The sequence below is a fragment of the Hymenobacter terrenus genome, from assembly GCF_000972495.1.
In the GTDB taxonomy this organism is placed as follows: domain Bacteria; phylum Bacteroidota; class Bacteroidia; order Cytophagales; family Hymenobacteraceae; genus Hymenobacter; species Hymenobacter terrenus.
Genome location: NZ_LATM01000014.1, coordinates 28,696 through 54,995 on the forward strand (window position 1 = coordinate 28,696; position 26,300 = coordinate 54,995).

The 26,300-nt window shown below is 57.5% G+C and carries 23 protein-coding genes; 6 read left to right on the forward strand and 17 right to left on the reverse strand.

All coding sequences use genetic code 11. The features are described from left to right. Window positions 1-11: 11 nt before the first annotated feature. On the reverse strand, window positions 12-425 hold the full coding sequence (locus WX88_RS16495) for an ester cyclase (protein ID WP_046245504.1): 414 nt from the start codon (window positions 423-425) through the stop codon (window positions 12-14). A gap of 138 nt (window positions 426-563) precedes the next feature. Here WX88_RS16495 and WX88_RS16500 point away from each other — a divergent pair, with 138 nt between their 5' ends. Next, complete coding sequence (locus WX88_RS16500; RefSeq protein WP_046245505.1) at window positions 564-872, forward strand: winged helix-turn-helix transcriptional regulator; 309 nt, start codon at window positions 564-566, stop codon at window positions 870-872. A gap of 159 nt (window positions 873-1,031) precedes the next feature. Here the strand turns inward: WX88_RS16500 and WX88_RS16505 are convergent, their stop codons facing one another. After that, window positions 1,032-1,628, reverse strand: a complete 597-nt coding sequence (locus tag WX88_RS16505) for a DinB family protein (protein ID WP_046245506.1) — start codon at window positions 1,626-1,628, stop codon at window positions 1,032-1,034. A gap of 150 nt (window positions 1,629-1,778) precedes the next feature. Between WX88_RS16505 and WX88_RS16510 the strand changes: the two genes are divergently transcribed. Beyond that, window positions 1,779-2,723 carry a hypothetical protein gene (locus tag WX88_RS16510; protein ID WP_156176201.1) on the forward strand — a complete coding sequence of 315 codons (945 nt, stop codon included), beginning with the start codon at window positions 1,779-1,781 and terminating at the stop codon, window positions 2,721-2,723. 84 nt (window positions 2,724-2,807) lie between these two features. Here WX88_RS16510 and WX88_RS16515 read toward each other — a convergent pair whose 3' ends face one another. Further along, complete coding sequence (locus WX88_RS16515; RefSeq protein ID WP_197076814.1) at window positions 2,808-4,130, reverse strand: hypothetical protein; 1,323 nt, start codon at window positions 4,128-4,130, stop codon at window positions 2,808-2,810. 225 nt (window positions 4,131-4,355) lie between these two features. On the opposite strand from WX88_RS16515, the gene WX88_RS16520 reads away from it, so the two are divergent. After that, complete coding sequence (locus WX88_RS16520) at window positions 4,356-4,550, forward strand: cold-shock protein (RefSeq protein ID WP_046245508.1); 195 nt, start codon at window positions 4,356-4,358, stop codon at window positions 4,548-4,550. Between the two features lie 136 nt (window positions 4,551-4,686). On the opposite strand, the gene WX88_RS16525 is transcribed toward WX88_RS16520, so the two are convergent. The 7 genes from WX88_RS16525 to WX88_RS16555 all read right to left on the reverse strand — a co-directional run bounded on the left by WX88_RS16525 (window position 4,687) and on the right by WX88_RS16555 (window position 13,074). After that, window positions 4,687-5,154, reverse strand: a complete 468-nt coding sequence (locus tag WX88_RS16525) for a gliding motility lipoprotein GldH (RefSeq protein WP_231590727.1) — start codon at window positions 5,152-5,154, stop codon at window positions 4,687-4,689. Window positions 5,155-5,206: 52 nt separating this feature from the next. After that, window positions 5,207-6,850, reverse strand: coding sequence for a regulatory iron-sulfur-containing complex subunit RicT (gene ricT / locus WX88_RS16530; RefSeq protein ID WP_046245510.1), 1,644 nt, complete (start codon window positions 6,848-6,850; stop codon window positions 5,207-5,209). Window positions 6,851-7,192: 342 nt separating this feature from the next. Further along, entirely contained in the window at window positions 7,193-7,948 is a 756-nt protein-coding gene (locus tag WX88_RS16535) for a LytR/AlgR family response regulator transcription factor (protein ID WP_046245511.1), read from the reverse strand. Next, on the reverse strand, window positions 7,945-8,976 hold the full coding sequence (locus WX88_RS16540; protein WP_046245512.1) for a sensor histidine kinase: 1,032 nt from the start codon (window positions 8,974-8,976) through the stop codon (window positions 7,945-7,947). The genes WX88_RS16535 and WX88_RS16540 overlap by 4 nt, the downstream gene beginning before the upstream one ends. Before the next feature lie 103 nt (window positions 8,977-9,079). Then, complete coding sequence (locus WX88_RS16545) at window positions 9,080-9,436, reverse strand: DUF3088 family protein (protein WP_046245513.1); 357 nt, start codon at window positions 9,434-9,436, stop codon at window positions 9,080-9,082. A gap of 160 nt (window positions 9,437-9,596) precedes the next feature. Then, on the reverse strand, window positions 9,597-10,514 hold the full coding sequence (locus WX88_RS27820; RefSeq protein ID WP_052732771.1) for an alpha/beta fold hydrolase: 918 nt from the start codon (window positions 10,512-10,514) through the stop codon (window positions 9,597-9,599). Between the two features lie 64 nt (window positions 10,515-10,578). After that, entirely contained in the window at window positions 10,579-13,074 is a 2,496-nt protein-coding gene (locus WX88_RS16555; RefSeq protein WP_082116092.1) for an outer membrane beta-barrel protein, read from the reverse strand. 438 nt (window positions 13,075-13,512) lie between these two features. Between WX88_RS16555 and WX88_RS16560 the strand changes: the two genes are divergently transcribed. Continuing rightward, on the forward strand, window positions 13,513-14,328 hold the full coding sequence (locus WX88_RS16560; RefSeq protein ID WP_046245514.1) for a M57 family metalloprotease: 816 nt from the start codon (window positions 13,513-13,515) through the stop codon (window positions 14,326-14,328). Between the two features lie 307 nt (window positions 14,329-14,635). Here the strand turns inward: WX88_RS16560 and WX88_RS16565 are convergent, their stop codons facing one another. The 7 genes from WX88_RS16565 to rsfS all read right to left on the reverse strand — a co-directional run bounded on the left by WX88_RS16565 (window position 14,636) and on the right by rsfS (window position 24,362). Beyond that, entirely contained in the window at window positions 14,636-17,272 is a 2,637-nt protein-coding gene (locus WX88_RS16565) for a S8 family peptidase (RefSeq protein ID WP_046245515.1), read from the reverse strand. A 383-nt stretch (window positions 17,273-17,655) separates the two neighbouring features. Continuing rightward, window positions 17,656-18,822, reverse strand: coding sequence for a zinc-dependent alcohol dehydrogenase (locus WX88_RS16570; protein WP_046245516.1), 1,167 nt, complete (start codon window positions 18,820-18,822; stop codon window positions 17,656-17,658). 109 nt (window positions 18,823-18,931) lie between these two features. Next, the gene (locus tag WX88_RS16575; RefSeq protein WP_052732773.1) at window positions 18,932-19,885 is read right to left on the reverse strand and encodes a hypothetical protein; all 954 of its coding nucleotides are present in this window, start codon (window positions 19,883-19,885) and stop codon (window positions 18,932-18,934) included. A gap of 10 nt (window positions 19,886-19,895) precedes the next feature. Next, entirely contained in the window at window positions 19,896-20,678 is a 783-nt protein-coding gene (locus WX88_RS16580; protein ID WP_046245517.1) for a UDP-2,3-diacylglucosamine diphosphatase, read from the reverse strand. Continuing rightward, window positions 20,675-21,334, reverse strand: a complete 660-nt coding sequence (locus WX88_RS16585; protein ID WP_046245518.1) for a LutC/YkgG family protein — start codon at window positions 21,332-21,334, stop codon at window positions 20,675-20,677. Before WX88_RS16585 ends, WX88_RS16580 begins: the two co-directional genes overlap by 4 nt. 249 nt (window positions 21,335-21,583) lie before the next feature. Then, a complete protein-coding gene (gene ftsH / locus WX88_RS16590; RefSeq protein WP_046245519.1) occupies window positions 21,584-23,713 on the reverse strand; it encodes an ATP-dependent zinc metalloprotease FtsH in 2,130 nt (709 codons plus the stop codon). Between the two features lie 268 nt (window positions 23,714-23,981). After that, entirely contained in the window at window positions 23,982-24,362 is a 381-nt protein-coding gene (rsfS, locus tag WX88_RS16595) for a ribosome silencing factor (protein WP_046245520.1), read from the reverse strand. Window positions 24,363-24,384: 22 nt separating this feature from the next. Between rsfS and WX88_RS16600 the strand changes: the two genes are divergently transcribed. Next, entirely contained in the window at window positions 24,385-25,188 is an 804-nt protein-coding gene (locus tag WX88_RS16600; protein WP_082116094.1) for a biotin--[acetyl-CoA-carboxylase] ligase, read from the forward strand. A gap of 243 nt (window positions 25,189-25,431) precedes the next feature. Further along, window positions 25,432-26,106 (forward strand): T9SS type A sorting domain-containing protein, encoded by a 675-nt coding sequence (locus tag WX88_RS16605; protein ID WP_082116095.1) that lies wholly within the window; start codon window positions 25,432-25,434, stop codon window positions 26,104-26,106. The last annotated feature ends 194 nt before the right edge of the window (window positions 26,107-26,300 follow it).

The window sequence follows — 26,300 nt, forward strand, 5'->3', positions numbered from 1 at the left end:
AGCTTGGTTGTTCAGACGTTGATATTGATGATGCCGATGTTTTGCAGAATGCCAACGACATCGAACTGCTCCCAGTGCGCCTTAACCTTGCCGTCTTCAATCTGGTAGACGGTGATGCCCTGCACGTCGAAAGCCCGACCGGTCGGGGCCATGCCCATAAACGGCCCCGTATGCCGGACAACCGACCGCCAAATGCCCACGTGCATAGTACCCTGTTGCATATATTGTTCAACCACATACTGCTGCGTGAACGTGGCGTTGATGTAAGCTACCGTCTGCACAAACCCGGCCTTGTCGGGTGTGGCCCCGAAAGCGGGCGAATGGTCAACGAAGTCGTCGGCCGCCAATGACTCGGCCAGCGAAGCCGCCCGCTCGGGGTCATTGGCATTGTACAGATCAGCGAAAAATATTTTGGGAATGTCCATCTGCGTGTTTGCGTTTTGTTAAGGTTGATTGCAAAGGACAGCTCGTAACATTACTTTTGTCAAGTACCTACAAAAAGGTGCAGTACTCAACACATACATTCTTTTTACTGACAATCAGCGGTTTATTTTTCAGACACAATGAAAAAAGATACTGTGCCGGCCGAATGCCCCGTCCGGCGGACGCTAAGCCTGATTGGCGGGAAGTGGAAAATGCTGATTTTGTACAGGATTGGCGAGCAAACCCTGCGGTACGGCGCAATCAAGCGGCTCATTCCCGATATCAGCGAACGAATGCTCATTATGGAGCTGAAGGATTTGGTGGACAGTGAATTGTTAATCAGAACGTCTTATGGAGAGGTCCCCCCCCGCGTTGACTACAGCCTGACTGAGAGAGGACGCCTGACATTGCCGCTAATCGAGCAAATAGAGAAATTCGGTCTTTCCTGACGCAGGGAGTAAGAGGGCTGCATAAGACTAAGTACTCAAAGTCCCTGTTGCCCATTGCGTAAGAAATGAAGAAGCCCTCAAATCGGGCAAGGCACACCTACGCTCCTGCCCCTGCTACCTCACCCTCTTCAGCCTATCCCTGGCTCTTCTTATTGGCTCTCAGGCAGCCGAGGCTCTCGTGCTGACGCCGTTGCCAACCAGTACGGCTTCAGCCTGGGTCACGTGCCGCTGAATATGCACGACCAGGAACTCCAGCTGGTCGGTGAGGCGCAGCCGCAACAACGGAAATACGGCGTTGGGGATGCGGATGGCATTGGCATTTACCTGGCGGGCCAGTAGCACTAGGCGCAGCAGCTCGTCAATCTGGCGGCTGAAGACTTCGGCTACGGTACGGGGCAGGCGGGTGCCAGTGGGCGCGTAGCGCTGCGGCGAGGTGTAGGCTTTGGAGCTGGCCGGCGTACGCATCTCCTCAATAAAGCGCCGCCCGAAGTAGCCCTGCTTAGCTGTGGCCGCCGGCTTCGAGCCCCGGGCCTGGGCTTGTGCAATGCGGCGGGCAATGCTGGGTAAATAGTAGCCACCCACAATGTTGAGGTGCTCCAGACACTGGCCGGCACTCCAGCGGCTGGGGCTGGGACGGCGGTTCAGCTCTTCGGCGCTCAAGGGACGAAAGCGCTGGTGAGCCACGACGCGCAGCTGCAACAAATCGTTGGTCAGCTGGTCGAAAAAATCGGAGGTAGCGCGGACGACAGCAGGCATGGTCGCGGAAGGTTATAGGCCGTAAACATACAATTTAGCGATTGATTTCGAATAATAAGCCTTTCAATAATGACGCTGGGCCCTGGTCAAGTCGAGCTTATTCAGTATATTGGCGGGATGGGAAAGCAAGGGTTTTGGTACGGTAGTGCATTGGCAGTCTTGTTGGCGGTGCCAGTCAATGACGTTTGGGCGCAGGCCGTGCCTAATGTCGGCGAACGAGTCGAGAGCCTGGTAACTTTTGGTGCTCAATCAGACAAGCAGTGGGGCGACGACGACTTCAGCCAGACGTTTTTCTTCCTCATCCCTGAGCAGCAGCGCGACCCTGTCTATATCCGAGTGTGGGACCCCGGCTGCGGCGGCAAAAACGACGATTTGAAGGGGGCCGCCAATACCACAACTTCGTTCAGCCTCTACGGCGGTCCGGGCACTTTCAGTGGCCCGCAGGCGCGCGACCCGCGCCCTACCAACCCCACTCCCACCGGACGGCTGCTCAAAAGCCAGACCTTCGGCAACGAGCCGCAATACGATGGCACTTGGTACACCTTCGGCCCGCTCAATCCGCTCGAAGGCGAATTGGTCAATGAATTTAAAGGGCATGTTTTCAAGATGGTGGCGCAGGGACTGACTGGCAACGACGGTAATCTGTACCGTTACTTTTTCAGCACCAGCCCCACCGCCAATGTGGCCGTGGAGGGTGGCAACGCCTTCACTTACGAGTACTGCTTCCGGGTGCCGGCCACCAGCAGCAAGACCACTGTGCACCTCTACCCGTTTGTGAATGACAAGGTGGTGAGCATCAAGCAAAGCAATTTTGATGTAGACAATGCCGCGATGCTCAACGTATTCAGCGTCGCGAAAAACGGCCACCCTGGTGCCGTGAGCGGCGATGGCGAATGGACCAGCAGCGTGCTTCCCATCGCCAAGAAAGAACACGGCCTCAGCCTCGATTTCCGCCTCACATCCACCAAGCCCGCCCCCAACGACCTAGTGTTTTACGTGACTGACCAATACGATACGGCACTGCCATTCTTCGCTATTCCCCTGGGTGGACCTCCACGATATCAATACGATATCGACGTAAAAATCCATCGATAGCGTTGTCTTAGGTAACTTCTAAGCCAAGCAAGCAGTCCAAAATGTAAACTGCGTTTCGGGCTGCTTGCTTGGCTTAGAAGTTACCTACTCATCACCTTCGCCGTCGCGGCCGGCGTTGCGGCGGGGAGCGCCATGGTCAGCATCATTGGAGTCGCCGGTCCGGTTTTCCTGCCGAGCGGCGGCGCCATAGTTCTGGGCGCGGTCTTCGCTGCGCTGGTTGCCTTGCGCGGGCGAGCCGGCTTTGCTGCCGGGCTGGCTATCGTCGTAGGCGTCGTTGTAGGAGCCGCCGCGCGAGCCGGTACCTTGGGCAGAGTCGCCAGCGTTGGCTTGTACGTAGCCGTTGCGGTCGTTGCCGGTTTGAAAATCGGGGGAGCGGCGGGGCTCCTCGCGGCCCCGGTCGCTATAGCCCTGGCTGCTGGTGGGGCGCTGGCCGCGCTGGTCCGCCACTTCGGGCGTGTTGGTGGAGTAGCCAGGGTGCTGTGCTACCCGCCCCTGCTTGTCGGAGCCAGCTTGGTTTGGCAGGTAATCCTCGGATTGGTTGCGGCGGTCCGAAACGGCCATGTCATTGCTTTGCGTGTTTTCACTGGTAGTTCCGGCGCCCCCGATGGATGTTCGGCCGTAGTCGCTGGCGTAACCCCGGTCCGGCCCCGTTGCCGAACCGTTATCGTTCTGATACGCGCCATTGGGGTCGGTCCGGTCAGGCTGGTTGCGGTTGTCATCATTGGGTCCGCCGTAGCTGTCACCCCAGATTTGGCCACGGTCTGCGGCATGGCCGGAGGTGTTGGCAGGGGCAGTGCCCAGCTCAAACCCGTATTCGATACGGGCATCGGGACGCTCATCGCGGCCATCGTAGGCACGGTAGGCATTGTCTTGATGGCCGGAGCGGCCGGGGCCGCCATAGTATTTATCCTCGGCCGAGCCGTGGGGTTCGTAATCGGCCAGCCGGTTTTGGTTGCCGAAGCCACCGTGGGTTGTTCCCCGCGCAGCTTGCACGCCAAACTCGCCCCGGCTCGGGTCGCTGTCCTGATTATCGCGGCGGTTCTGGTCGCGGTAGCTGCCCTGGGTGCTATTGCTGAAATTGCCACCGTAGGTACCGGCAGAAGTCAGGCTGGCTGGATTAGCTTCTTTGTTTTCCTGCGGCTCAGTGGGCTCCACGCTTCCTTGGCCCGCATTCATTTCCGAATCGACCAAGGACTGGCTGGAGGCGGAAGCGCCTGGACTGTCAACGTCGGGGGTAGTCACCGGAGCAGACGCTGCCGCCGGGCCACCCGGAATTCCCACGCCTGTGCCGGGCCGGCCGGGCTTGGCGGCGGTGTTGCCCACCGGCCCATCGATGCGGTTGCCCGCGATGTCATTAGACTCGGTATTGAGGTTTGTTTCTTCGTTTTGCATGGCGTGGGAAGGCATTATAGTCAGTGAATGGATAAACTACTCGTCTATACGCGCTCCCCAATCGGTTGTTTTCCTTGGCGGTCATCTGCTGCACCATTTAGGAAGACGAGTCAGTCGGTTCAGCGCTGTCATTTTACCTTTGCCCAACTGCATCCGGCCGCACCCATCCGCAGGGCCAACCCGCAGCGGGCCGGGTGCGTTAGGACGAGGCCAGCTTCATCTTTACCCATTCCCACGCTCATGCTTACCGGCACCGTCAAGTTTTTCAACGACACCAAAGGATTCGGCTTTATCATCGCCGACGATACTCAGGAAGAAATCTTCGTCCACCAAACCGGCCTAATCCACGAAATACAGGAAGGCGACCGGGTCCAATTCAACATCAAAGCCGGCAAGAAAGGCCCCAACGCAGTAGATGTAACCCGCTTGCAATAACGGTATTCAGCTGTCAATAGACGGCCTACACCGGCCGACTCCGCCTTCAACCAAACATAAAAGCCGACCACGCATTGAGCAGGGTCGGCTTTTATGTTTGGTTGAAGGCGAGGTACCTCTAACAGTAAAGACAGAGCTACTTTTTCACCTCATGCTGGGCCACCCGCACGCCCACAGCCATGAGGCCCGGCAGCTGATCCTGCCGCATATACTGCTCTAGGGTCAGGGTATAGTTGCCGGGCCTGGCGAAGTGCTGGTTAGGCAGGGCCAGCAGTTGGAGGTCGTAGATGTCGCCGGTGCCGCTGCCTTTGGGCTCCCCGGTTTTGGGGTCCATCAGCAGCATTTGGTGAAGCAAAGGCGAGCCTACCCGGCCGGTGGGCCCCATCAGCGTGTGCTTCACATACAAATTATAGAACCCATAAGCTGGAGCAAAGCGCACGTTGAAATACACGTCATAGCTCGCCGTCGTGTCTTGAATGGCGAAGGTGAAAGCTGGCTTCTGCTGCACATCCCAGGAATAGTCGGGGAAGTCAGTATTCTGCTCAAACACCCGGTTAGGGTCGCAGCCGCTGAGCACGTACAGTAGCCCGACGGCCGTAGCCAAACGGAAAGTAAAGCGTTGGTTTCTTATGAGTAGCATTCGAAAACAATGATATTTACGAGCCTGCGGGAGCAGCGCCCGGTGTGGAGCCTTCGCCAGCAGAGCCGCGGCCCCCGCGCCGGTTACGGCCACCGCGGCCTTCCCGGCGGGGGCGGGGCTCACCACCGCCTTCGGCCGCGGGGCGGGGCGTGGCATTGGCATCGGGCCGGCGCGGGCCTTGGTTGGTGCCGTCTTTCGGCTCGGAGCGGCGGTTACGGCCGCTTCCGGGGGGGCGTGGCTCGCTGGCTTCGCTTGGCTTGGCACCGTCCTTCGGCTCCGGGCGGGATGCGTCGCCTCGCCCACGCCCACCGCGACGATTGAGCGGACGAGCGGCGGCTCCCCGACGGCCGCGCTGCTCGGGCACATCGCCCAGGGCTGGCACCGGATTATCAGGGTCACCGGGACCGGGGCTGGTCATTTGCTCGGGGGGGCGGGGACCACCAGGGGCGGCCCCGGCAGGGCGCCGGCCGTCGCGACCGGGCCGTCCTTCGCGCGGCTCACGCGGGGGACGGGGCTCCCGGCCTTCGCGAGGTTCACGTGGTTCCGCACCCGACTCGCGGGGGGCGCGGGGCTCACGCGGGGCGCGGGCTTCGGCCGCTTCGCCCTGGGCGACGGCTCCTGCTTCGCCCCGCTTCTTCTTGCGCTTGCTACGCTTGCTGGTCGATTTTATTTTGTCGTCGAGGCGGTCGAGCGAGCCTTCCACGATGGCCGAAACTTCGGGCTCGGGGGCTTCTTCGCGGGCGGCCAGCAGATTTTCTATTTTCTCGCCGCGCTTGTTCATGTCGAGCAGCTCACGCACGCGGGCCGTGTCGAGCATCACCCAGTTGTTGTCGCCTTTGAAGGCAAACCACATGCGACGGCGGAAGATGTCGGTTTTCTGCAAAAATGCCTCACCTCTAGTGGTTTGTAAGGGACGCTGCACCTGCGGAATATCCTTCAGGGCGTCGAGGTAAGCGTCGAGTTCGTAGTTAAGGCAGCACTTGAGGCGGCCACACTGGCCGGCCAGCTTCTGCGGGTTGAGGCTCAGGTTTTGGTAGCGGGCAGCGGTGGTGCTCACGGTTTTAAAATCCTGGAGCCAGGTGGAGCAGCACAGCTCGCGCCCGCACACGCCGATGCCCCCGATGCGGCCGGCCTCCTGGCGCAGAGAAATCTGGCGCATCTCCACCCGCACCCGAAACTCGTCGGCCAGGCGGCGGATGAGCTCCCGGAAATCGACCCGGTCTTCGGCTGAGTAGTAGAACAGGGCGCGGGTACGGTCAGCCTGATATTCCACGTCGCTCAGCTTCATGCGGAGGCGCAGCTCGCTCACCACGGCGCGGGCCCGGAACATGGTGCCGTTTTCGAGGTCGCGCACGGCCTCCCAGCGCTCCACGTCGTCGGGCGTGGCAATGCGCAGGATGGTGCGGATTTCCTTGGAGTCGGTGGGGACTTTCTTCTTGCGCATTTGCAGGCGCACTAGTTCACCCTTTAGGCTCACGTGGCCGAGGTGCCAGCCGCTGCCGGCAGCATCGACCACCACGGCATCGCCGGTGACGAGGGGCAGGCGCTGGTCGTTGCGCATAAACTCCTTGCGCCCGCCTTTGAAACGGACTTCTACGATGTCAAAACCGGCGAAAGAATCGGGCACTTCCACGTCCTGAAGCCAATCGAACACGTTCATGCGGGTGCAGCCGCCGGAACTACAGCCCCCCTTGGAACCGCAGCCGCCTACTTTGGTGGTGCCGCAGCCGCCACCGGTGGAACAACTTGAACAAGCCATAAGGCTGAAAGAATCTATGTGTAAAGCGGCGCTTTATCCGGGCCGCCGAAAAGTCGGAATCTAGCAAAGATAACCCCTTTGGCAGGTCGAAAGGTTTGCGCTTAAAAAGGACCTTTTACGGGGCATCTCGCGCTCCTCAAATTTTACCCGAAAGCCTCTGACTGAGTGACCAGAGGCTCATTTGGGTGGCTCTTCAGCTAGACGTGGGCGGCATCTACGGGATGCTTTCGCCTAGTTCAGCAGCTATAATCCATTCAGCCACCTCCGCAGTTCCGGCGTGCGGCTGGCGCTGGCAATGAGCGTAAGGTCGCGGTTTTTAAGCTTCACGGCTAGCGCGTCGTTGAAGTGGGTTTCCAGCCGCTCAATGGCATTAATATGCACAATTTCGCCCCGGTTCAGGCGGAAGAACTCGGCGGGGTCGAGTAGTTCTTCTAATTGGTTGAGGCTTTCGGCCAGCAGGTAGCTCCGGTTTTGCCAGTCGTACGCGTGCGTTAGGCCATTTTTGATTTGCACGTAGGCAATGTCCTTGGTTTCCAGCAGCACGATGCCCCCTTTGGTTTTGATAACGAAACGTTGCTTGTACGCTCTCCGCGCGGGCTGCAAGCCAGCCGCCAGCCGGTGAATCAGGTCTTGCTGGAAGGTGCGGCGGAGCTGCTCGTACTTCTGCATCGCGCCGCAGAACTGCGCGTACTGAAAGGGCTTGAGCAGGTAGGCAATACCGTTCTGCTCGAATGCCTGCACAAAGAATGTGTCGTAGGCAGTGGTGAAAATAACCGGGCAGGCAATGAGTCGTTCCTGATAAAGGGGAAATACGTTGCCGCCGAGCAGCTCGATATCGGACAACACAAGGTCGGGCTGAGGATGCGTACGCAGCCACTCCCGCGCCTCCTGCACGTGCGCCAACACGGCGACTACCGTGGCGTCGGCATCATACTGCCGCACGAAAGCGCACAGCTTCTCGGCAGCAGGCTGCTCGTCTTCCAGGATAAGAATATTCACCGGACCAGGGGCAAAAGGCGAGTAATGGGCACGCGCACAGTAAAGGCCGCCGCCGTACGCTCTACTTCAACCGGCGTATCGGTAATGACACGCACCCGCTCACGCAGGTTGGCCAAGCCGAAGCCCGTGCCGGAGGCATCGGCACCGGGCCGCAGGTCGTTGCGCACGGCCACCAAATTCTGGCTGACGGTCAGGGTAATGGTAAGCGGACGAGCCGGGCTGGCATCGTTATGTTTCACCGCGTTGTGGAGTAGCTCCTGCAAAATACCGGGTGGAATCAGGCCCTCGGTCAGGCTCTCCTGGCTCAGGATGTGCTCCTGAAAATCATAGGCCGCCCCAAACCGGATGCGCAGCAAATACACCATGTCGTTGGCAAACGCCAGCTCGTCGCGCAGCGGAATAACCTCCTGGTCGTGGTGTTTGAGCAAGTGCCGGTACAGCGCAGACAGATGGGCCAGGTACTGGTGGGCGGGCTCGTTGGCGGGCTCAATCAGCGCCGACAGCACGTTGAGGTTATTGAACAGGAAGTGGGGGTTGATGTGCTGGCGCATGGCCCGTAGTTTAGCTTGAGCCCGCTCTTTTTCCACAGTCTGTAAGCGCAGCTGAATCTCATTCTCCTGCTGGAAGTAACGCGCCAGCAGATACGTGCTGGCGAACAGCAGGTAGAGGTAGAGTTGTATGGCAACAACCTGTACTTCCCGATACCAATTGGTCAGCGGAACAAAATCATGCACCAGATATTCTACCACCCATAACATAGCAGTACCAGCTATGATAAACCCGACCCCGCCCAGTAAAAATAGCCGCACGTAATAGGCTACGGTGTGCTGCTTACGGCCACGCCGCACCATCCAGCGGTCCAAAGCATTAAACAGCGCCACGCCAATCAGAAATTGCAGAAAAAACCAGTAGGGCGCATCAAATAAACGGAAATGCGCGGCATCTTCCGCTATCATCAGGCGAACGAAGATGGCGGCAAACATTGCCAGCCCGAACAGCAGCGCAAGTACAAACAGTTTCTGACGCATAATAGTAGATGAACGCTGTTAGCGGCGATTTCGGGTGGCAAGCTTCCTGTATGGCATGCTCGGGAGTCCCTCACAGCCCCACCGCAGGGCTTGCAAATTGTGTTCACGGGTGCGGGGCTCCTACCTGGTGTTTATCCGCCAAATACCTGGCAATAAAAAGCGCGGAGTTGACCAGGAGGAAGTCGCCATAAGCTGTGAAGTAACTCGTGTCGATGTCAGCATTTTCTTCCTTTTGGATGATCAGCGCCGGACAGCCTTGGTTTTCTTCACCCACTAGGTCAACCAGTTCACGCCGAGGCCGAGGGAAATCAAGGTGCGTGATAGCTAGTACTTGCCTCAAGCTGGGGTAGTAGCTCAAAACACCTTCAATCATCGCGCAGTGTGGGCAATAGTAGGGGCGGCCGCCTGGGCCTATCTTTTCATCGAGAAAGTCTGGCTTGAGTAAGAACAGCTTTGTCATGAGCAGCAGTGTGAAAAGCCAAACTTAAAGGGTTTTCTCGATGGACCTCCCATTCTTACTTACTTCAGCGCTTGCCGCATTGCCGCTCGAAATGCGGGCTCATTGTCTATCCACGGCAGGTGGGCCGCCTGGTCTATTTCGATGAGCTTAACCGTCGGCATTAGCGGTAGTCCCGATGCAGCTGAATAGGAATGAAATCCTGACGGCCGTGAATGATGGTAGCCGCGACGGGTAATTTGGCAAACATGGCCGTGAAATCCCAATAGGCCGGAGTGGTTTTGCTGGCCGCTGAGCCCGCCGCGGCCTTGTACAAGTAGCATCCCTTCACGTGGCGCCACTGCTCAAAGCGGTGAATATTAGCAGCTGCGAACAGAAACTGCCGCACGTAGTAATAACGGGAAAAAGAGGGCCCTTTGTGCTGCCGGTAATCCTGGCGACTCATCCCATTCTGATGAAGCACACTGGTGAAGTAACGTTTGATAACCTGGTTGCGGGCGGTATCTGCCAGAGCCTGCTGCGTGGCCTCCCATAATTTGTCCTGGCTATGGACTTTGGCCGGAAGCGCTCCCACCATCACCAGCCTGTTTACACGCTTAGGATAAGCCTGGGCGTAGCTCATGGCAACGAGTGTGCCCATCGAATGCCCAACCAGGTTGAGCCGGGGCGTGCCCAGCGCCCGGCGCAGCCGCTCCAGGTCCCGCACATGGTCGGGAAGCGAGATTAGGCTATCAGGACAGTACGAGCGCAACGAGCCGCGCTGGTCATAAAATATCAGGTGATGGGTTTGGGCCAGGTACAGGAAGGCGTCCAACAGGGCACTGTGCTCGGCACCAAAGCCGCCATGCACGAAAACAAGCGTATCCGGCCCCGCGCCAAACTCCGCCACGTACAGCGGAATGCTGTCGCGCTGATAAAGCCGCTGCACATCGATGTTTAGCACCCACTCAAACCGGTCGGCGTAGAAACGGAAGTCGGCACCCCGCGCTACCGATGTGGGTTTACGGGTTTGGGCGGAGACGGAGCCGCCCGCTGCTAGCGCAAGCAGGCTTGCGAGCAGGATAAACCTTATACTATTCATGTTCAAGCAATAAGACAGGAAGCAGTAATAGCTGCTTTCAGGCACAGTTAGAATATCCGGGTTTCTATTGCGCCCGGCTTTTTTCGGTGGCGGCTCCGGCGCGCTGCTGGGCGGCGGGCAGCTTTTGGTTACCGAATCGGTAGGTAAAGGCTAACCTGACCACACGGGAATCGAAGCGCTGGTAGAGGCGGTCCCGGTAGTTGTCGTAGGTAGATGTGATGCGGGTCACGTTGGTCCAGAGCAGGTCCGTAACGGTCAGCTTCACGGAGCCTTGCTGCTGCCACAGCCCCTTCTGCACACCAACCGTAAGCTGGCCCTGCGGCCGGATATCAAAAAAACCGTACTGCTGGCGCGACTGGTAGCTGCCGACCAGTTCGGCACTCCATTCTTTACCTAAAGTGAAAGCACTGGTCGAGTTCAGGTTATACGCGGCGCGGCCCTGGTTGAGGCCGGTACCAGCCAGCTGGCCCCGGTAGCGGCTATAGTAGAGCACCACGTCGTTGTTGAGGCTCCACCATTTGGCAATTTCCACGGGCACTGAAAGAGTCGCGGCCAGGTAGTGCTGGGCGTCTAGGTTGACATTGCGACCCACGATGGTACTACTGCCGGGCAACGGTTGCAGCACCTGGGAGATGGGGAGGCGGGTGTAGCTGTAGCTGAGGATTGCGCTGTATTGTTGGCGGTAAGTATGGGTTAGGTCCAGGTTGTAGCTGGTTTGGGGCCGTAGGCTGGGGTTGCCTTCCTCAAGGGTCGTGACATCGGCGTAGGCACGAAAAGGATTGAGTTGGCTGTACGAAGGCCGGTCGATGCGCCGGCTCAGCGCCACGGCTGACTCGTGCCGCTCATTGAACGTGCGCTTGAAACTAAAGCTAGGGAAGAACTGAACATAATTTCGCTTGAAACTCTGATTATCAATTTCTTGTTGACCATTGGTGCGCGTTTGCTCCACGCGCAGGCCTAGACTTTCGCTGAACCCGGGCCACACGTGGCTGATGGTGAAGTAAGCAGCATTAATGCTCTCACGGTAGCGGAAGCGGTTGGTTTGGTTCAAATCGACGCTGCTCACGCTGTTCGTGGTGCTACGGGCATATACGTTGTTGTCTGAATTGACCACGCTCGTTTTGATACCGGCTTCTAATCGGCGGCCCTGTGGCAACGGCATGAGGTAATCGGCCTGCACCGACCTGATGGTTAGCTCACCGGTTTGATTATTATCGAGCAGCAAGACGGCTATAGGCAGTGTGTAAGCCGTGTTCAGTAGCTGATGGCTGCGCTGCTTGTAGTGGGCTACGTCGGCGTCTACGGTCAGCTTGGGGCTGTTCGTACTGTCTGCAAAGGAGTGCCCACCATGCAGGCTCAATGCCACATTGGGCCTAGTCAGGCGCAAGTCGCCCCGGCCCGCATACGCTGCTTGCTCCTGGTCCTGGGCATTCAAAGTCCGCGACTGGCTGGTGCTGGTGATGGTAGCCCGACTGGCTAGGCCCGACAGTACAACCCCAAATTCGGTGCGTCCCTTGGGGCGGAAGTCCAGCCCAACCCGGTAGTTGTGCGACTGCGTACGCGTTGGTAGCTCGTATACTAGCTCATTCCGACTAATAAGAGCCCCTGCTTCCAGAAACGTACGCGTGCTACGGAGTTGGTTAGCTCTTTCAATGTTGGCGTAGCTGTAGGTTCCGGAAAATGCGAGCTGCTGCCGCCGATGGTTGAGCGACAGACCAGTAGCATACTTATTGTATTGGCTGCGGCCGTAGCTGGCGTTCACGCTGCCATTGGTGCCGAGGCGTTCATCTTTTTTCAGGTTGATAGCAATGATGCCGGCCCCACCCTGCGCGTCGTACTTGGCAGAAGGTGTGGTTATCAACTCGATATTTTTTAGCTGGTCGGCGGGTAGCGTGCGCAGATAGTCAGCTAATTCGCGGCCACTCATGGGCTGGCGTTTGCCATCAATGAGCACCAGCAAACCTTGTTTACCGCGTAAAACCAGGTTGTCGCTGGCATCCACTGTCACGCCAGGGGCACGGGCCAGCACCTCCAATGAAGTAGCTCCCGCCGCCAGCGTGCTGCCTTCCACGTTTACCACGGTGCGGTCGGGCAGCCGCTCGAAGAGCGGCTTTTGCCCCGTGACGGTGACTTCGCGTAGTGTCGTAGCCGCGCTGACTTGCAATCGAATGGTGGGTAGTAGCAACCCGCCGTCGCCTGCGCCTACTTCTATCGGAGTGCTCCAGGCACGCGTAAATCCTACCTGCGCCACCGACACCAGGTAGCGCCCAGTCGCGGCCCGCTCAAACCCAAATGCCCCCTGAGCATCGGTAAACTCAGATTTCACCACCACCGAATCAGCCGCTCGATGCAATGTAACAGTGGCTAACTCCACAGCCATCCCGGCGGTATCAGCTACGGTGCCCCGCACGGCCGACACGGCTTGGGCCCCGGCTTGATGGATGGCGAGCAATTGTAGCCCAACAAGTAGGAGCCGCCGGCTCACCAAGCGACCAGACCTGAAATACGGAAGCACATTCAGGCTTCCGGCGATAATGGAATGTTGTAAGGAAGATTTCATGCCCCAAAGCACTCATCTCCACCAAAACGGCACAGCTGCAAAAAGCGCAACTGCGGAATTTTTCGTGGGAAGGCCGGAAAACTGATCGGGAACAGCAACGCCAGCTTCGCCGAGTATGCTGGTTCCACCGCTGCTGAGCAAAAAAGACCGTTGGGAAGGCTTCCTGAGCTTGAATCCTACTTCGCTCAGCCCTAGCTTTTCATCCGCTTTTGTAGCGCCTGTTCAAACGCTTACTCACACTTTAGGTGGAATAGTGAAACTACAAGAGAATTTAATCTATATTTTATGAGATGATGATGAATTTAGTTTTTTATTGGTTTTATCGCAATTAAATAGCTGTTGTGTACATAATTTTGTCAATTATTGATTCTAAAATTGTTGATTTGACAAATCAATCATACCTTCCATTATCATTTCACTAATAACTTCCAAAACCACATGAAAAAGTTGAAAATGGTACCCCTGTTTGCATTGGTCGGCGCAGCTTTGGCTGTTTCATCGTGCAGTAAAAAGGAAGAGGCTGTAGTTACCCCCGCAGCTGTTTCGCAAGAAGTTCTGAGCCAAATCAAAGCGTTGGGTCTCAGCACTGAAGATGTAAAGCCGGTTGATGGCGGCTACCTGGTAGAGGGTGACCTTATCTTATCGGACGAGGACCTGGCGGATAATCCCGTTCGTTCATTCCTACGCATTGGTGGCGAGGAGCAGTACCGCACCAATAATGTGGTGCGTGGGCTGCCTCGCGTAATCACCGTGAGCCTATCCAACCAATTTCCAGCCTCCTACGCAACGGCCACTGACGAAGCCATTCGCCGCTACAATGCCGAAGGCCTGCGTCTCACGTTTCGGCGCGTGGCAGCGGGGTCAAACGCAGACATTAGTCTGATTTTCTCTTCAGGCCTCGGTCCGGGAGTACTCGGCGGCGCGGAGGGCTTCCCATCGGGCGGCAATCCTAACCCAGTTATCCGTTTGGTACCCAGCGTAATTGGCAACCGCAGCACTGGCTCGCTGGCTACGATTATTGCCCACGAAATTGGTCACACCATCGGCTTCCGCCACACCGACTACTTCAATCGGGCCTACAGCTGCGGCCGGATAACGAGCCAAAATAACGAAGGCGACGGTGGTGTGGGCGCCATCCTAATTCCTGGTACCAATCCCAACGAAGACCCGAACTCGTGGATGCTCGCTTGCTTAGGCAGCACCAACCGGCCTTTCAACTCTAATGACCGCATTGCCCTCAACTACATTTATTAAGAGTAAATCACTCTCCTTATTGTAGTGCTAAAAAAAGCCCTGGCTCGGATGAGTCGGGGCTTTTTTATTAATTAATCTATGCACTTTCTATTATTCGCTAACCGCGTCGCTTGGAGGTAATTTGCATTAGCTAGCACGATGTAGCAACGCCATCTTTGGCATCCCGTCATTAATAATGAATATGGGCAGGTGACGCGGGTGAGGAGGAACCAGGCGTGGCGTCGCTACCTTCCAATGGCTAGCTCTCTCAAATACTCAAGTCCCACCGTCAGGTGCTGCACTAGCAAATCTCGCCAGCGGCAGGCAGCTACTGAATAACAACCCGAATGGTTTGCTCGGTACGGGTATCAAACCGCACCCGCAGCAGGTACAAACCGGGGCGGAGGCCACTGGTATTGAAATTATTAACCACCCCCTCGGCAGTAGCCGTCCGCTGCAGTCGCCCTAGTACGTCGTACAAATCAAGCGAAACGGGCGTGGCAGTATTGACAACCAGCTTGAGGGTTTCGCCGGCGGGCAGCGGATTGGGGTACGCCTGGGCCGTATTGCCTCGCAGTAGGTAGGCTTCTTCGGGCTCGCTGTAGAACTGCTGCCCGGCTAGGTTATCGAGCCGCACGCGGTAGAGGTAGCGGCCGGCCGCTGGCGGCTGGTCAGTGAAGGCAAAGGTCGTTCGCGTTATGGGCGCGATGGTTTGCACGGCCTCGTACCCCGCGGGACCCAAGCGCTCCAACGTGGCCGAGCGCAGACGAAACACGCTGCCCAGCTCCACGTCGAAGTGAATCAGCTCATCCACGAGTTGGCGAGCCAGAAACGAGCGGAAGTAGCATCTGGTGCCCTGCGCGGTAAAATCGATGGTGGAGCCCGGGGCTATGGGCTGGCCACGCAACAGAGGCGCCACCGTGTAGTAACGGGCTTGCATTTGGGCCCGGTTCAGGGTAATAGCTGTATCGGTAGTTTGAGCGAAAAGTCCAAGGCGCTCCGTGCCCAGCTGATAGACCTGGTAGCCAGTGGCGCCGGGCACAGAGCGCCATTGCAGCAGCGTTTCGTCGGAGCAGGTGTAGCCTACTTGCATGGTGGGCGCTTGCGCAATGGCAAACGTGGCGGACTCAAACACCCTGCTGCCAGCCACCAAGCGCACTTGGGCCAGCGTGGTGGTATCGGGCACGGCCCAGGCAAAGCTATTTTGCTCGAGGGCGACCGTGGCGCTAATAAGACGCCACTGCGCCTGGCCAACCGGCCGGTACTCCAGGCGGGCCGGGGTGGCAGGGCCGCTCCAGTGCCAGCGCAAGGTACTGGTAGTGCCAGGCCGCACATTATTGGTGTTTTGAGGGCTTAGCCATTCCAGCCCCAGGGAATTTACTTCATACGCCAGACTAAATGCCTGGGGACCTTGCGGCACGGCATAACCCCGGACGTGCAACTCGTAAGTACCAGCGGCAGGCAAGGGCAGCGTGATTTGCTCGGCATTGTTCAGATGGTCGGGGCGGCGGCGGGCGGGAAGCGCCAGAGAGTCAAGGTGAGGATAATGGCTGAGCACCCATGGCTGCCAGCGCTGGCCGGTAGCCGTGGACACCAGTTCCAAGTCCAGGTCGTTGATGAGGGCGCGGGCGGCGTTGGCGGGTGCTTCGGGGTCAGTCCAGGCCAGCGTGGCCTTCAGCTGCTGCTGCCCGGCCGGCACGGTGATGGTGAACACCTGCTCGGCCCCTTGGGCTACCGTTCCGCCAAAGAACTGCCCACTGCGCATCGTATTGATGGCTCCCAGCGCATCAGCCTGACCAAAGCCGCTCACAAAATCAACTTCTGGCCGGCCCAGGTCATTGGCACTGTTTAGCAACACGGCTTTTACGAGGGCGGCAGGTGGCATCGTGCCGCTGTGCTGGTCGCGGTAGGTTTGCTGCAAGAGCACGCTGATGCCCGAAACCAGCGCCGCCGATTCGGAGGAGCCACCTTCGCCGTAAGCCACCAGTTCGGGCTTTACGCGGCCATCGTAGGCTGGCCCACGCGAGCTGAGTGCCGCCACTTGCCCCGAGGGGCCGGTAGCGCCCACGGCGAGGGTGTTCTTCGACATCTTGAACTGCCCCGTGACGTTGGCCACCCCCGTCAGCCCTTGGTAAGCCCCACTCGGACTGGCCTGCTGGCCCACATTACCCGACGAGAAAACGTGCAACAACACCGGAAACTGCTGCACTTGCCGGTCGTATTCCAGCGATTCCACTCCGTAGTAATTCTCGATATCCACCCCGTAAGAGTGGTTCTGGACCGACGCTTGGCCAAGTTCCTGGGCATTGTCCGGCAGCAGGCGGGCGAAATCGGAAGTAGCCAGGCGCACTTCCCTGGCCACTCCCCTACCAAGCGGGTGCGAGTTGCCTGCTCCGCCAATGAGCGTGGTCATGGTGGTGGAATGGCTGGAAGGCGACTTAGCGAAAGCCTCCGGATTTACGACGCGCCCTTTAAAATCAATGTCATTGGGGTCAAACTGCTCTTCTTTCACTGACACCGTCAGCCCCTGGCCGCCAAGCTGCGGAAAGCGCGCGTGCACCACCGAGATGGCATTAACCGATAAATCAGAGTTGTTCAGCTGCTGCTCCGTGTGGGCCCGGCGGTCGGCCACGTCCACAAAGTTGACCACCGGGCTGGCCGCCAGCTGTGCGAGGTCAGCAGTAGTGAGGCCACTCACTGTGAGCGTAGTAGGCGAGGCGATGGGCTGAGCCACCCGTGCAGCGGGCAACCGCTTTTGCAACCACTGCCGAAAAGCGGCAGGATTGGCCACGCTCACCCGCACTGTCTGGGCCACGCCGCGGCCGCGGGAAACCATGCCTTGCAGGCCAGGTGCCAGCTTGGCTTGGGGCAACGCACGCTGCGTGTTTTGGGCCAGCAGCGTCTGGGGCAGCGCCACCAGCACCAGCACCAGCCAATGCCAGTTGCGTTGTAGCTCTGGCCGCACCCTAGTAAAACGAGCTGACCGAAGGTTTGGTAACATCATGCTTTATTATGAATACCAAGTAGAAAGTATGGGATGAAAGGCCCCTTCCCAAAGATAACTCCGGAGAAGTTTTAAACACTGGGCACGGCTCGTACATACGGCGCCCGCGTGCCCCCTACCCCCCAGCGCACCCACTGTAGTGCCTTCATGCTTACCCAGGTACACGCCCGAAGCTATAAGGATGACGCGAAGACCTCCAAGACGCCGCGTGACATCCCCGCGGTAGCGCTTGGGACCTCCGAGACGCCGTATGACGCACCTGAGATGCCGCTTGGAATCTTCGAGATGGCGCGTAAGGCCTCCGAGATGGCGACCCTCCTGAGGACAGCAACGATACCAGGGAATTACTCGCCAGGTTTAAGCACCACCTTCGTGCAGTTGTCCTTCTTGTTGCGGAAGATGTCGTAGCCGTGCGGGGCCTGGCTCAGCGGCAGGCGGTGCGAAATGATGTCGTCCAGCCGCACGTCGCCGTTGGCTACGTGCTGAAGCAGCTTGTCGATGTGCTTGTGGGCGGGCGCCTGACCACCCTGGATGATGATGCCCTTGTCGAAGAATTGCCCCACCGGGAAATTGTCGAACGGCGTGGCGTACACCCCCAACACCGACACGAAGCCGCCGCGGCGCACCGCGCTTATGCAGGCTAGAAGAATTTTAGCGGAGCCTTTTTCGAGATTTACAATGGCCTTGGCGCGGTCCAGCAGGTCTCGGTCAGGCTCGAAACCTACCGCGTCCACGCACACATCGGCCCCGTAGCCACGGCTTTTACTGCGGATTTCACCTACCACCTGCTGATGGCTTTCCCAGAGAATGGTTTCGGCATTGGCGGTTTGCTTGGCCAAGTCTAGGCGGTAGGGCTGGGTATCGATAATGATAACCCGGCTGGCCCCACGCAGCCACGCCGATTTAGCCGCCATGATGCCCACCGGGCCCGACCCGAAAATCGCCACAATTTCACCGCCCTTCACCCCCGCCCAGTCGATGCCGGAATAGCCCGTGGGGAAGATATCGGTGAGGAACAGCACCTGCTCATCAGTGAGGTTATCGGGCACTTTACGGGGACCGTAGTCGGCGTAAGGCACGCGGGCATACTCGGCCTGGCCACCATCGTAGCCACCGTACAAATCGGTGTAGCCAAACAATGCGCCGCCTTTCTCCGTCAGCAGGCCGCCTTCGGGGCCATAGTGCTCAGGGTTGGAGTTTTCGCAGTGTCCGGGCAGGTCATGGTTGCAAAACAGGCAGTGCCCGCAGGCAATTGGGAAAGGCACTACCACCCGGTCGCCGCGCTTGAGGTTGGTCACACCCTTCCCCACCTCCTCCACGATGCCCATGAACTCATGTCCCAGCACCATGGGCCGGGGCTGCGGCAGGCTGCCGTTGTAGATGTGCAGGTCGGACCCACAAATGGCCGTGCTGGTAACGCGGATAATAGCGTCGCGCGAATCCTGAATTTCGGGGTCATCCACATTATCTACGCGGACGTCTCTCATGCCGTGAATTCGAAGAGCTTTCATGGAAAAGGGATTATAAATGGAAAGAAAGAACTCTCCAGCTTAACGGTCCCTTTTTCCTCGGGTTACTTCAACTCGACACTATCAATCGGTAAGCCGGGCCCTAAATCAGCTACTTTATCTGATAGACTGATACTCCCTGCGGCGTGAAAATATAAGCATATACTTCCCCTATCAGCACCTGGTGCACGGCGGCGGGGTCCACGTCTGGTGGCAAGGCCACGCGGCGTTCCGTCTGGTTATAGAGGTGAAAAAAATGGATGGCTCCGGCGTCGGAATAGTACAGCTCATCGCCCCGAAAACCCACTGTGCTCAGTCCGGTGAAGGGCAGCTTTTTCTTGTAAGTGCCCAGGTTATCGAACACGTAAATGCCTGTGCTGCGGTCCACGAGGTAGGTATTATTCTGGTACTGGCGCAGGAACCGGAAATCGGGCCGGGAGCGGCCGATGATTAAATCCAGCGGGGTATTCTGAATAAGTCCTTTGGTGCTGGGGTCGAATTCGCGCAGCACCAGATTGCTCTCATCCAAGAGCCAGATGCGGTTGTCGGGAGCCAGGGTGGCGGCGCGCACGGTCCCATCAAATAAGTCGGCCAGTCGCACTTCGCTTATAAGCGCCAGGAACCGGTCGAGCAAAATGAGCTGCTGGCGGTCATCGTTGAAAACCAAGGTACTGGTCACGTTCCATGCTTCTACCTGGGCCACATGCCCAGGCTGAGTTGGCGCGTAAGTGTTCAGTAATAGTCCTTCGGGACCGTACTGGCGGAGGTTGTTATCGGCATCGGCCACGTAGAGCACCCCGCGCCGGTCGAGCGACGCCGCTCCTGGGTTGGGCAGTTTGATAAGCCTCACCAGCTTCCAGGGCGCCGCATCAGGAGCGGCTGTACCCTCGGCTGTTAGAGCTGGTTGCACTGGCGAAACCACCGCCTTAGCAGCTGGCGCTACAGATGCAGCCGAAGGTACGGTAACCTGGGCCTGGGCCACATCCGTCAGTAGCAATGCCCCAACGAGTAGCATAATAGCCCGGCCCTGCGGCGCCAACGGCTGGAGGCCCTGCCGACGCTGCATAGTGCTCCCGCTACTTCTCAAAATGCCGCAAAGCCAGGTCGTTGCCATCATACACGCCATAAGAACAATAATTGACCCATTCGCCCAGGTTCACGTAGCGGCTGCCGGGCGTCACTTCCACATCGAGTGGCAAATGGCGGTGGCCAAAGACGTAGTAGTCATGGTGCAAACGCGCTTCCAACTCTCGGCAGTACTGCAACAACCATTCCTCGTCGCCGAAAAATTTCGTATCATCCTTGCCCTCTTGCAAGCGGCTGTGTCGGCTCCACTTATTAGCCATGCCAATCCCCAGATTGGGGTGCAGGCGCGCAAACAGCCACTGCGCAATAGGTGAAGTAAAAATCTGCTTCAGTGCCTTATAGCTGTAGTCCTTCGGTCCCAGTCCATCACCGTGGCCGATGTGAAAAAGCTGCTTGCCGATGCGCTGCGACACCTGCTGCCGCAGCACCGGAATTCCCATTTCCTGGGTAAAATACCCAAACATCCACATGTCATGGTTGCCGGTGAAGATGGTAACTGGCAGGCCCGCATCGGTCAGCTCCGCGAGCTTCCCCTGCAACCGGATAAAACCACGCGGAATGGCGTGCTTGTACTCAAACCAAAAATCAAACAGGTCACCCAGCAAATAAATAGCCGCCGCGTCCTGCGCCGCCGCATCGAGCCAGCGCACAATGCGCCGCTCCCGCTCCAGCGATGTCGCCGCATCGGGGGCTCCAAGGTGAAAATCAGAAGCAAAATAAACCTGTTTGCCGGGCGGCAGCACCAAGTCAGGCAAAAAAAGAGGGGGCTTCATTCAGGTAGGTTTTCGGCGTCGTCTTCCAATAGAAACAGCGCAAGACGCCGCGGCCCGTGCGCCCCGAGCACTAAGGTTTTTTCGATATCAGCCGTGCGGCTGGGGCCCGTGGTGAGCGACACCATCGAGGGCATCTGGGCTCCGTACCGGGCCTGCACCACGCGCAGCGCGTCCCCTATCTCAGCCACCACTTGGCTAGGGCGGGCCAGCACCAAGTGCTGGTCTGGGTAAATGCTTAGCCGGCGCCCGCTGGCCGTGGCCGCTGCTACTAGCACGCTGCCCGTGCGCGCCACCAGTGCCTCACACGAGGTCAGGCTCAGGTCGGCCTGCGCAATAAAATTCGTTTCATCAGCCCGAAAAGCGACGCCTGCGGCCCGCAATAGCTCCTGCATTTTCGGCTCCCACACGTAGGGTGCGCCCACCTGCTGGCGCTGCTGGAAACCCACAAGCTGCACTGCCAAGTGCGACAACGACTCGCAGTAATAAAACTCGCCCCCCACCCGCTGAAAGCTCTCGGCAAAGGCCACCACCACATCACCACTATTCAGGGGCGGGTGCACGGGAGCCGTGAAGTCGGGCCGAGGTGGTAGCGGAGCGGACTGCACCAAGCCTTGACGAATACGAGCGAGAATGGCGTCGCGGGATGTTTCGGCCATAATTCAGGAGAAATTCAAATAAGGGGCTTCAAAGGTAGCAGGCTTAGTAATAGTGCTGCCTTCAACAAACAACTCCGCATGGCCGGTGGAACCTCGCGTGGTACCCCTGGGGGGCTACAACAGAAAGCCTTAGAAAGACGAAAGAGCGATAATCGTATTATGGAAGCTGCGGTGAATGGGCATTGGGTAAAATAAAAAAGCCAGCCTTTGCAGGCTGGCTTTTCCACTCTCACATATTCATTCGCTCAGCTAAACGGGGGTAGCGGTGCTGCCAGCTTCCACGTCGTTGCCGGGGCGTGATTTCCGGTCATCATCCAAGCCTGGCAAGTGCAGGTCGGGTAAGTCGTTGCCGAGTTTGCCTCCAGCAGCTTGCTCGCCTTTCACTTCACTGGCCGTTTCGCTGCGGTCAGTACCGGCCATGTGGGCCTGATAGTTGGTTTGGGTTTCGAAGGGGCGCGGACCCACGAGGCGGGTCAGGTCTTCCTGTTGCAGCACTTCTTTTTCCAGCAATTCCTTGGCAATCACCTCCAACTCATGGCGCCGTTCGGTGAGCAGCTCCTTAGTGCGGACGTACGCATTTTCAATGATGCTACGTACTTCTTCGTCAATCATCTGCGAAGTAGCTTCCGAATAAGGCTTCGAGAAACCATACTCGTTTTGCCCTTTCGAGTCGTAAAACGACACGTTGCCCAGCTTGGCATTCATGCCATACATCGTCACGATGGAGTAGGCCATTTTGGTGATGCGCTCCAGGTCGCTCAGCGCGCCAGTAGATATTTTACCAAATACCAGTTCCTCGGCGGCACGGCCACCCAAGGCCATGCACATCTCATCAATCAGCTGCTCGGTGTTGTACAGGAACTGCTCCTTGGGCAGGTACTGCGCATAGCCCAAAGCGGCTACGCCACGCGGCACGATGCTCACTTTTACCAAGGGGTCGACGTGCTCCAGAAACCAGCCTGCAATGGCGTGACCGGCTTCGTGATAAGCCACAATGCGCTTCTCACCGGGCGAAATGATTTTGTTCTTCTTCTCCAAGCCACCAATTACGCGGTCAATGGCATCGGTGAAATCCTGGTCGGTTATCATCTTCTTGTCGCGACGGGCGGCAATGAGCGCGGCTTCGTTGCAGACGTTCGCAATTTCAGCCCCAGCAAACCCAGGAGTTTGGGCCGACAGACGACGAGCGTCTACATCGGGGCCCAACGTCAGGGGCTTCAAATGCACATTAAAAATCTCGGTGCGGCCATTAATGTCGGGCTTGTCGATGCTGATTTGACGGTCGAAACGACCGGGGCGCAGCAGCGCCGAGTCCAGTGTATCGGGCCGGTTGGTGGCGGCGAGGATGATAACCCCCGAGTCCGTGCCGAAGCCGTCCATTTCCACCAGCAGCGAGTTTAGCGTGTTCTCGCGCTCATCATTACCACCGGGCACCGAACCACGCGAACGACTGCGGCCCACGGCGTCAATTTCGTCAATGAAGATAATGCAAGGCGCTTTAGCTTTGGCTTGCTTAAACAAGTCCCGTACCCGGGCCGCGCCTACGCCTACGAACATCTCGACAAAGTCGGAGCCCGAGAGCGAGAAGAACGGAACATCAGCCTCGCCGGCAACAGCCTTGGCCAGCAGAGTTTTACCAGTACCAGGAGGACCTACCAGCAACGCGCCTTTGGGGATTTTACCACCCAGGATGGTGAATTTGCTGGGATTCTTTAGGAACTCCACAATCTCCTGTACTTCCTCTTTGGCCTCTTCAAGGCCAGCCACGTCTTTGAAGGTGATTTTCACCTTGTCGCCACCTTCAAATAAGGCTGCCCGGCTCTTACCAATGCTGAAAATCTGGCCGCCGGGGCCCCCAGCGGCGCCCATGCGGCGCATCAGGAACCAAAAGCCAACAATCATCAGCACAATGAAGCCATAAGTCCCAAAGTAGTCGCCGGGGCTTTGGCGCGAGTCAATATTGAGGGGCAGGCGCTGGGCAGAAGGCACATCTTTCTGCACCCGGTCCAGGTCTTCCTGAAACAGTTTGGCATCTACTACCGGGAAGTAGAATTGCGCTCCGGAGCCGGTACTACCAAACGGAGTGCGGCGCACCAGCTCCTGCTGATATTCCGGCTTGCGCAGGGCTTCGGGCTTGAGGGCTACTTCCACTACCTTCTCGTTGATGATGGTAATGTCCTTGACATCGCCGGCCGCCAGCATCTGTTCGAATCGCTGCTGATTGATTTTGGCGGGCGAGTTGAGGTTGTTCACCCACATCACCCCAAACAAGAATACCAGCAGGCCAGCCAGTACCCACAGCTGCACACCCGGCCGAGGATTGGGGGTGGGCATCAGGGGCTTCTTCTTTTTATTGTTATTGGGATTTTTATCCGACATGAAAATAACTAGTTAAATCAGGTATAACTACGGGCAGAACACCGCGCTGAAAGCAAATGTTCGGTAAAAAGGCAGACGCATCGGCGGCAATTTTATTTTAACCAAACACGGCGCTGCAAACAATTTCAGCAAGAAGCTTACCGAGTAAGCTACCTCAGAGCCGAGGCTTTTTTACTGCGCGTAAACCAATCAGTTGCAGGTGCGTTTGTTGCGTAGTAAAATTTCTTCGGCTTCACGGCACAGCACGTTTTTGCCCACAGCCACTACCCTACGCTTCTTCGGCTTCGATGTAGCTGATGTCAGCATCACCCCATAGCTCTTCGAGCGCGTAGAACTTGCGCCGGTCGCGCAGAAAAACGTGGACTACCACATCCACATAGTCGAGCAGCACCCACTCGCGGTTGGTGCGGCCCTCGGTTTGCCAGGGGCTTTCGCCGGTAATTTTTTCAATCTCCTCTTCCACCGAGCGGGCTACGGCTTCGAGTTGGGTATCCGAATTAGCCGAGCAGATAATAAAATAATCCGCCACGGCATTTTTTAATTCCTTCAGATTCAACACTACGATGTCGGACGCTTTCTTGTCCTGCATGCCGCGAACGACCAACTCTGCCAATGTGTCTGAATCCTGACGGACCAACGTGCTTTTCATATTGTGTGGTTAGGTTTGAGCTTTGCAGCCAAAAGTCTACGAAGTTAACGATACGCGAAAGAAGGCCGTGGTTGTCACCCCTCAAACCCTATTCACGGGCCAGCAATTAATCTGGCTGCCGGCCTGTACCTCCACCAATACGGAGGCCCAAGCCTTGATTGTCCAAAACCGGGCCAGCGAGGGCTGCACCATAATTACGGACTTTCAGACCGCTGGCCGGGGCCAGCGCGGTAACCAGTGGGAGGCCACTCCCGCCGAAAACCTCATGCTTTCGGTGGTGTGGCAGCCTACGTTTCTGGCCGCCGCCCAACAGTTCCTCCTCAGTCAGGCTGTGGCACTCGGCGTACACGACTGGGCCAGTACCCTGCTAGGGCCCGACCCCAGACTGAAGCTCAAATGGCCGAACGACCTGTACTATGGAAACCAGAAATTCGGCGGCATTCTGATCGAAAACACGTTGAGCGGCTCAAAGATTCAATATAGCATCATTGGTATCGGCCTGAATGTTAATCAGCAGCGCTTTGTTTCGCCTACGGCCACGTCTATTGGCCAGCTCACGGGCCGCGCTTATGCCCGCGAGGCGCTGGCTGCCCGCCTGCTGGAGTGCCTGGAGCAGCGTTATCTGCAGCTGCGGGCCGGGCAAGTGGGCCAATTGCGGCGGGCCTACTTGCAGGTGCTGTACCGGTATCAGGAAATCCATTTATTCGAAATTGAGGGACGACAGGTGAGCGGCCAGATTGTCGGGGTGGAAGACGATGGCCGGCTGGCCGTCGCTATCGGAAACGAGTTGCGACGGTTTGGCCTGCAGGAAATCCGGCACGTGTAGCAGGCGCTTGAGCTTGCTGCACGTTTTTTAAAATAAAAACAATCTCCCAGGCAACCGTATTGAGTCACTAAGCGAGTTGGTGTTGCAACTACCGCTATAAGTTTTGCATCTCTTAGCAGTCCATCAAACCCAAACACGCTCACTGTTTGCTGGATGAGCGGCAGAATTAGCATAGCCCGGCACGGTGCTTGTCTCTAATTTCAAACCTCTATTTTTCTTTTCCCTCTCTTTTCACTTCTTTTTATGAAACACTTTACTCGCTGCGTTTTACTGCTGTCGATGCTGGCATTGTCCTTGGCACCGGCGGTTGCGGCCAACATCACTATTCTGGTAGGAGACAACTTCTACCGCGGACCAGGGGTCACCACCGGGGACTCCGATATCCGCACCATTACCGTAGGTGATGTTGTTACCTGGAGCTATGTGGGCGTACGCAGCCATCCTACCGCTTCGGATAGCTCCCCAGCCGCTTGGACTACCTTCCCGATGAATGCCGCCAATACGAGCTTCACCCTGACGTTTAATACAGTAGGCGTCTTCCCGTATCACTGCATTGCCCACGGCTCGCCAGGGTCTGGCCAATACGGCATTCTCACGGTGCAAGCTGCTGTACCTACCGCTACGCTCAATGCTCGTACCGCTGGCATCGACGTAAGCATCTTCCCGAACCCCAGCCGCGGCCAAGTCACGTTGCAGTTGTTGCAGCTGAACCAGAAAGCCAGTGCTAACTACGCTAACTACAAGCTGCGCCTCAACAACATCATCGGTCAGGAAGTACGTACCATCGCCCTCAAGCCTGAGGTGACCAGCACTGGCCTGCCTTTGGACCTGAGCGACCTGCACGCCGGTATCTATTTCTGCAACCTGCTGATTGATGGTAAAGTGGTAACCACAAAGCGGATTACTTTGCAGAACTGACCTAAAAGTCTCCTAAATTTGTCTATCGAAAAGCAGCCAGTGGCTGCTTTTCGTGTTTGTAGGCCATGGGAGCAAGCATTGCGAACTCCCAATTGTGGTGCCAATAACTCTAGCTAGCGCCCTGATTTGCCGGCTAAATGCAACCGGGGCTTCATGCGACTGCAACGTTAGCGTGCTACTTTTGACCTTTCACT

What these genes read in the sequence shown, in the direction of transcription:
- WX88_RS16545 (WP_046245513.1), bottom strand. Translation starts at nt 9,436, where the DNA reads ATGACAAAGCTGTTCTTACTCAAGCCAGACTTTCTCGATGAAAAGATA.
- WX88_RS16515 (WP_197076814.1), bottom strand. Translation starts at nt 4,130, where the DNA reads ATGCCTTCCCACGCCATGCAAAACGAAGAAACAAACCTCAATACCGAG.
- WX88_RS16605 (WP_082116095.1), top strand. Translation starts at nt 25,432, where the DNA reads ATGAAACACTTTACTCGCTGCGTTTTACTGCTGTCGATGCTGGCATTG.
- rsfS (WP_046245520.1), bottom strand. Translation starts at nt 24,362, where the DNA reads ATGAAAAGCACGTTGGTCCGTCAGGATTCAGACACATTGGCAGAGTTG.
- WX88_RS16585 (WP_046245518.1), bottom strand. Translation starts at nt 21,334, where the DNA reads ATGGCCGAAACATCCCGCGACGCCATTCTCGCTCGTATTCGTCAAGGC.
- ricT (WP_046245510.1), bottom strand. Translation starts at nt 6,850, where the DNA reads ATGAACGTGTTCGATTGGCTTCAGGACGTGGAAGTGCCCGATTCTTTC.
- WX88_RS16520 (WP_046245508.1), top strand. Translation starts at nt 4,356, where the DNA reads ATGCTTACCGGCACCGTCAAGTTTTTCAACGACACCAAAGGATTCGGC.
- ftsH (WP_046245519.1), bottom strand. Translation starts at nt 23,713, where the DNA reads ATGTCGGATAAAAATCCCAATAACAATAAAAAGAAGAAGCCCCTGATG.
- WX88_RS16505 (WP_046245506.1), bottom strand. Translation starts at nt 1,628, where the DNA reads ATGCCTGCTGTCGTCCGCGCTACCTCCGATTTTTTCGACCAGCTGACC.
- WX88_RS16570 (WP_046245516.1), bottom strand. Translation starts at nt 18,822, where the DNA reads ATGAAAGCTCTTCGAATTCACGGCATGAGAGACGTCCGCGTAGATAAT.
- WX88_RS16495 (WP_046245504.1), bottom strand. Translation starts at nt 425, where the DNA reads ATGGACATTCCCAAAATATTTTTCGCTGATCTGTACAATGCCAATGAC.
- WX88_RS27820 (WP_052732771.1), bottom strand. Translation starts at nt 10,514, where the DNA reads ATGAATAGTATAAGGTTTATCCTGCTCGCAAGCCTGCTTGCGCTAGCA.
- WX88_RS16560 (WP_046245514.1), top strand. Translation starts at nt 13,513, where the DNA reads ATGAAAAAGTTGAAAATGGTACCCCTGTTTGCATTGGTCGGCGCAGCT.
- WX88_RS16580 (WP_046245517.1), bottom strand. Translation starts at nt 20,678, where the DNA reads ATGAAGCCCCCTCTTTTTTTGCCTGACTTGGTGCTGCCGCCCGGCAAA.
- WX88_RS16575 (WP_052732773.1), bottom strand. Translation starts at nt 19,885, where the DNA reads ATGCAGCGTCGGCAGGGCCTCCAGCCGTTGGCGCCGCAGGGCCGGGCT.
- WX88_RS16555 (WP_082116092.1), bottom strand. Translation starts at nt 13,074, where the DNA reads ATGAAATCTTCCTTACAACATTCCATTATCGCCGGAAGCCTGAATGTG.
- WX88_RS16500 (WP_046245505.1), top strand. Translation starts at nt 564, where the DNA reads ATGAAAAAAGATACTGTGCCGGCCGAATGCCCCGTCCGGCGGACGCTA.
- WX88_RS16540 (WP_046245512.1), bottom strand. Translation starts at nt 8,976, where the DNA reads ATGCGTCAGAAACTGTTTGTACTTGCGCTGCTGTTCGGGCTGGCAATG.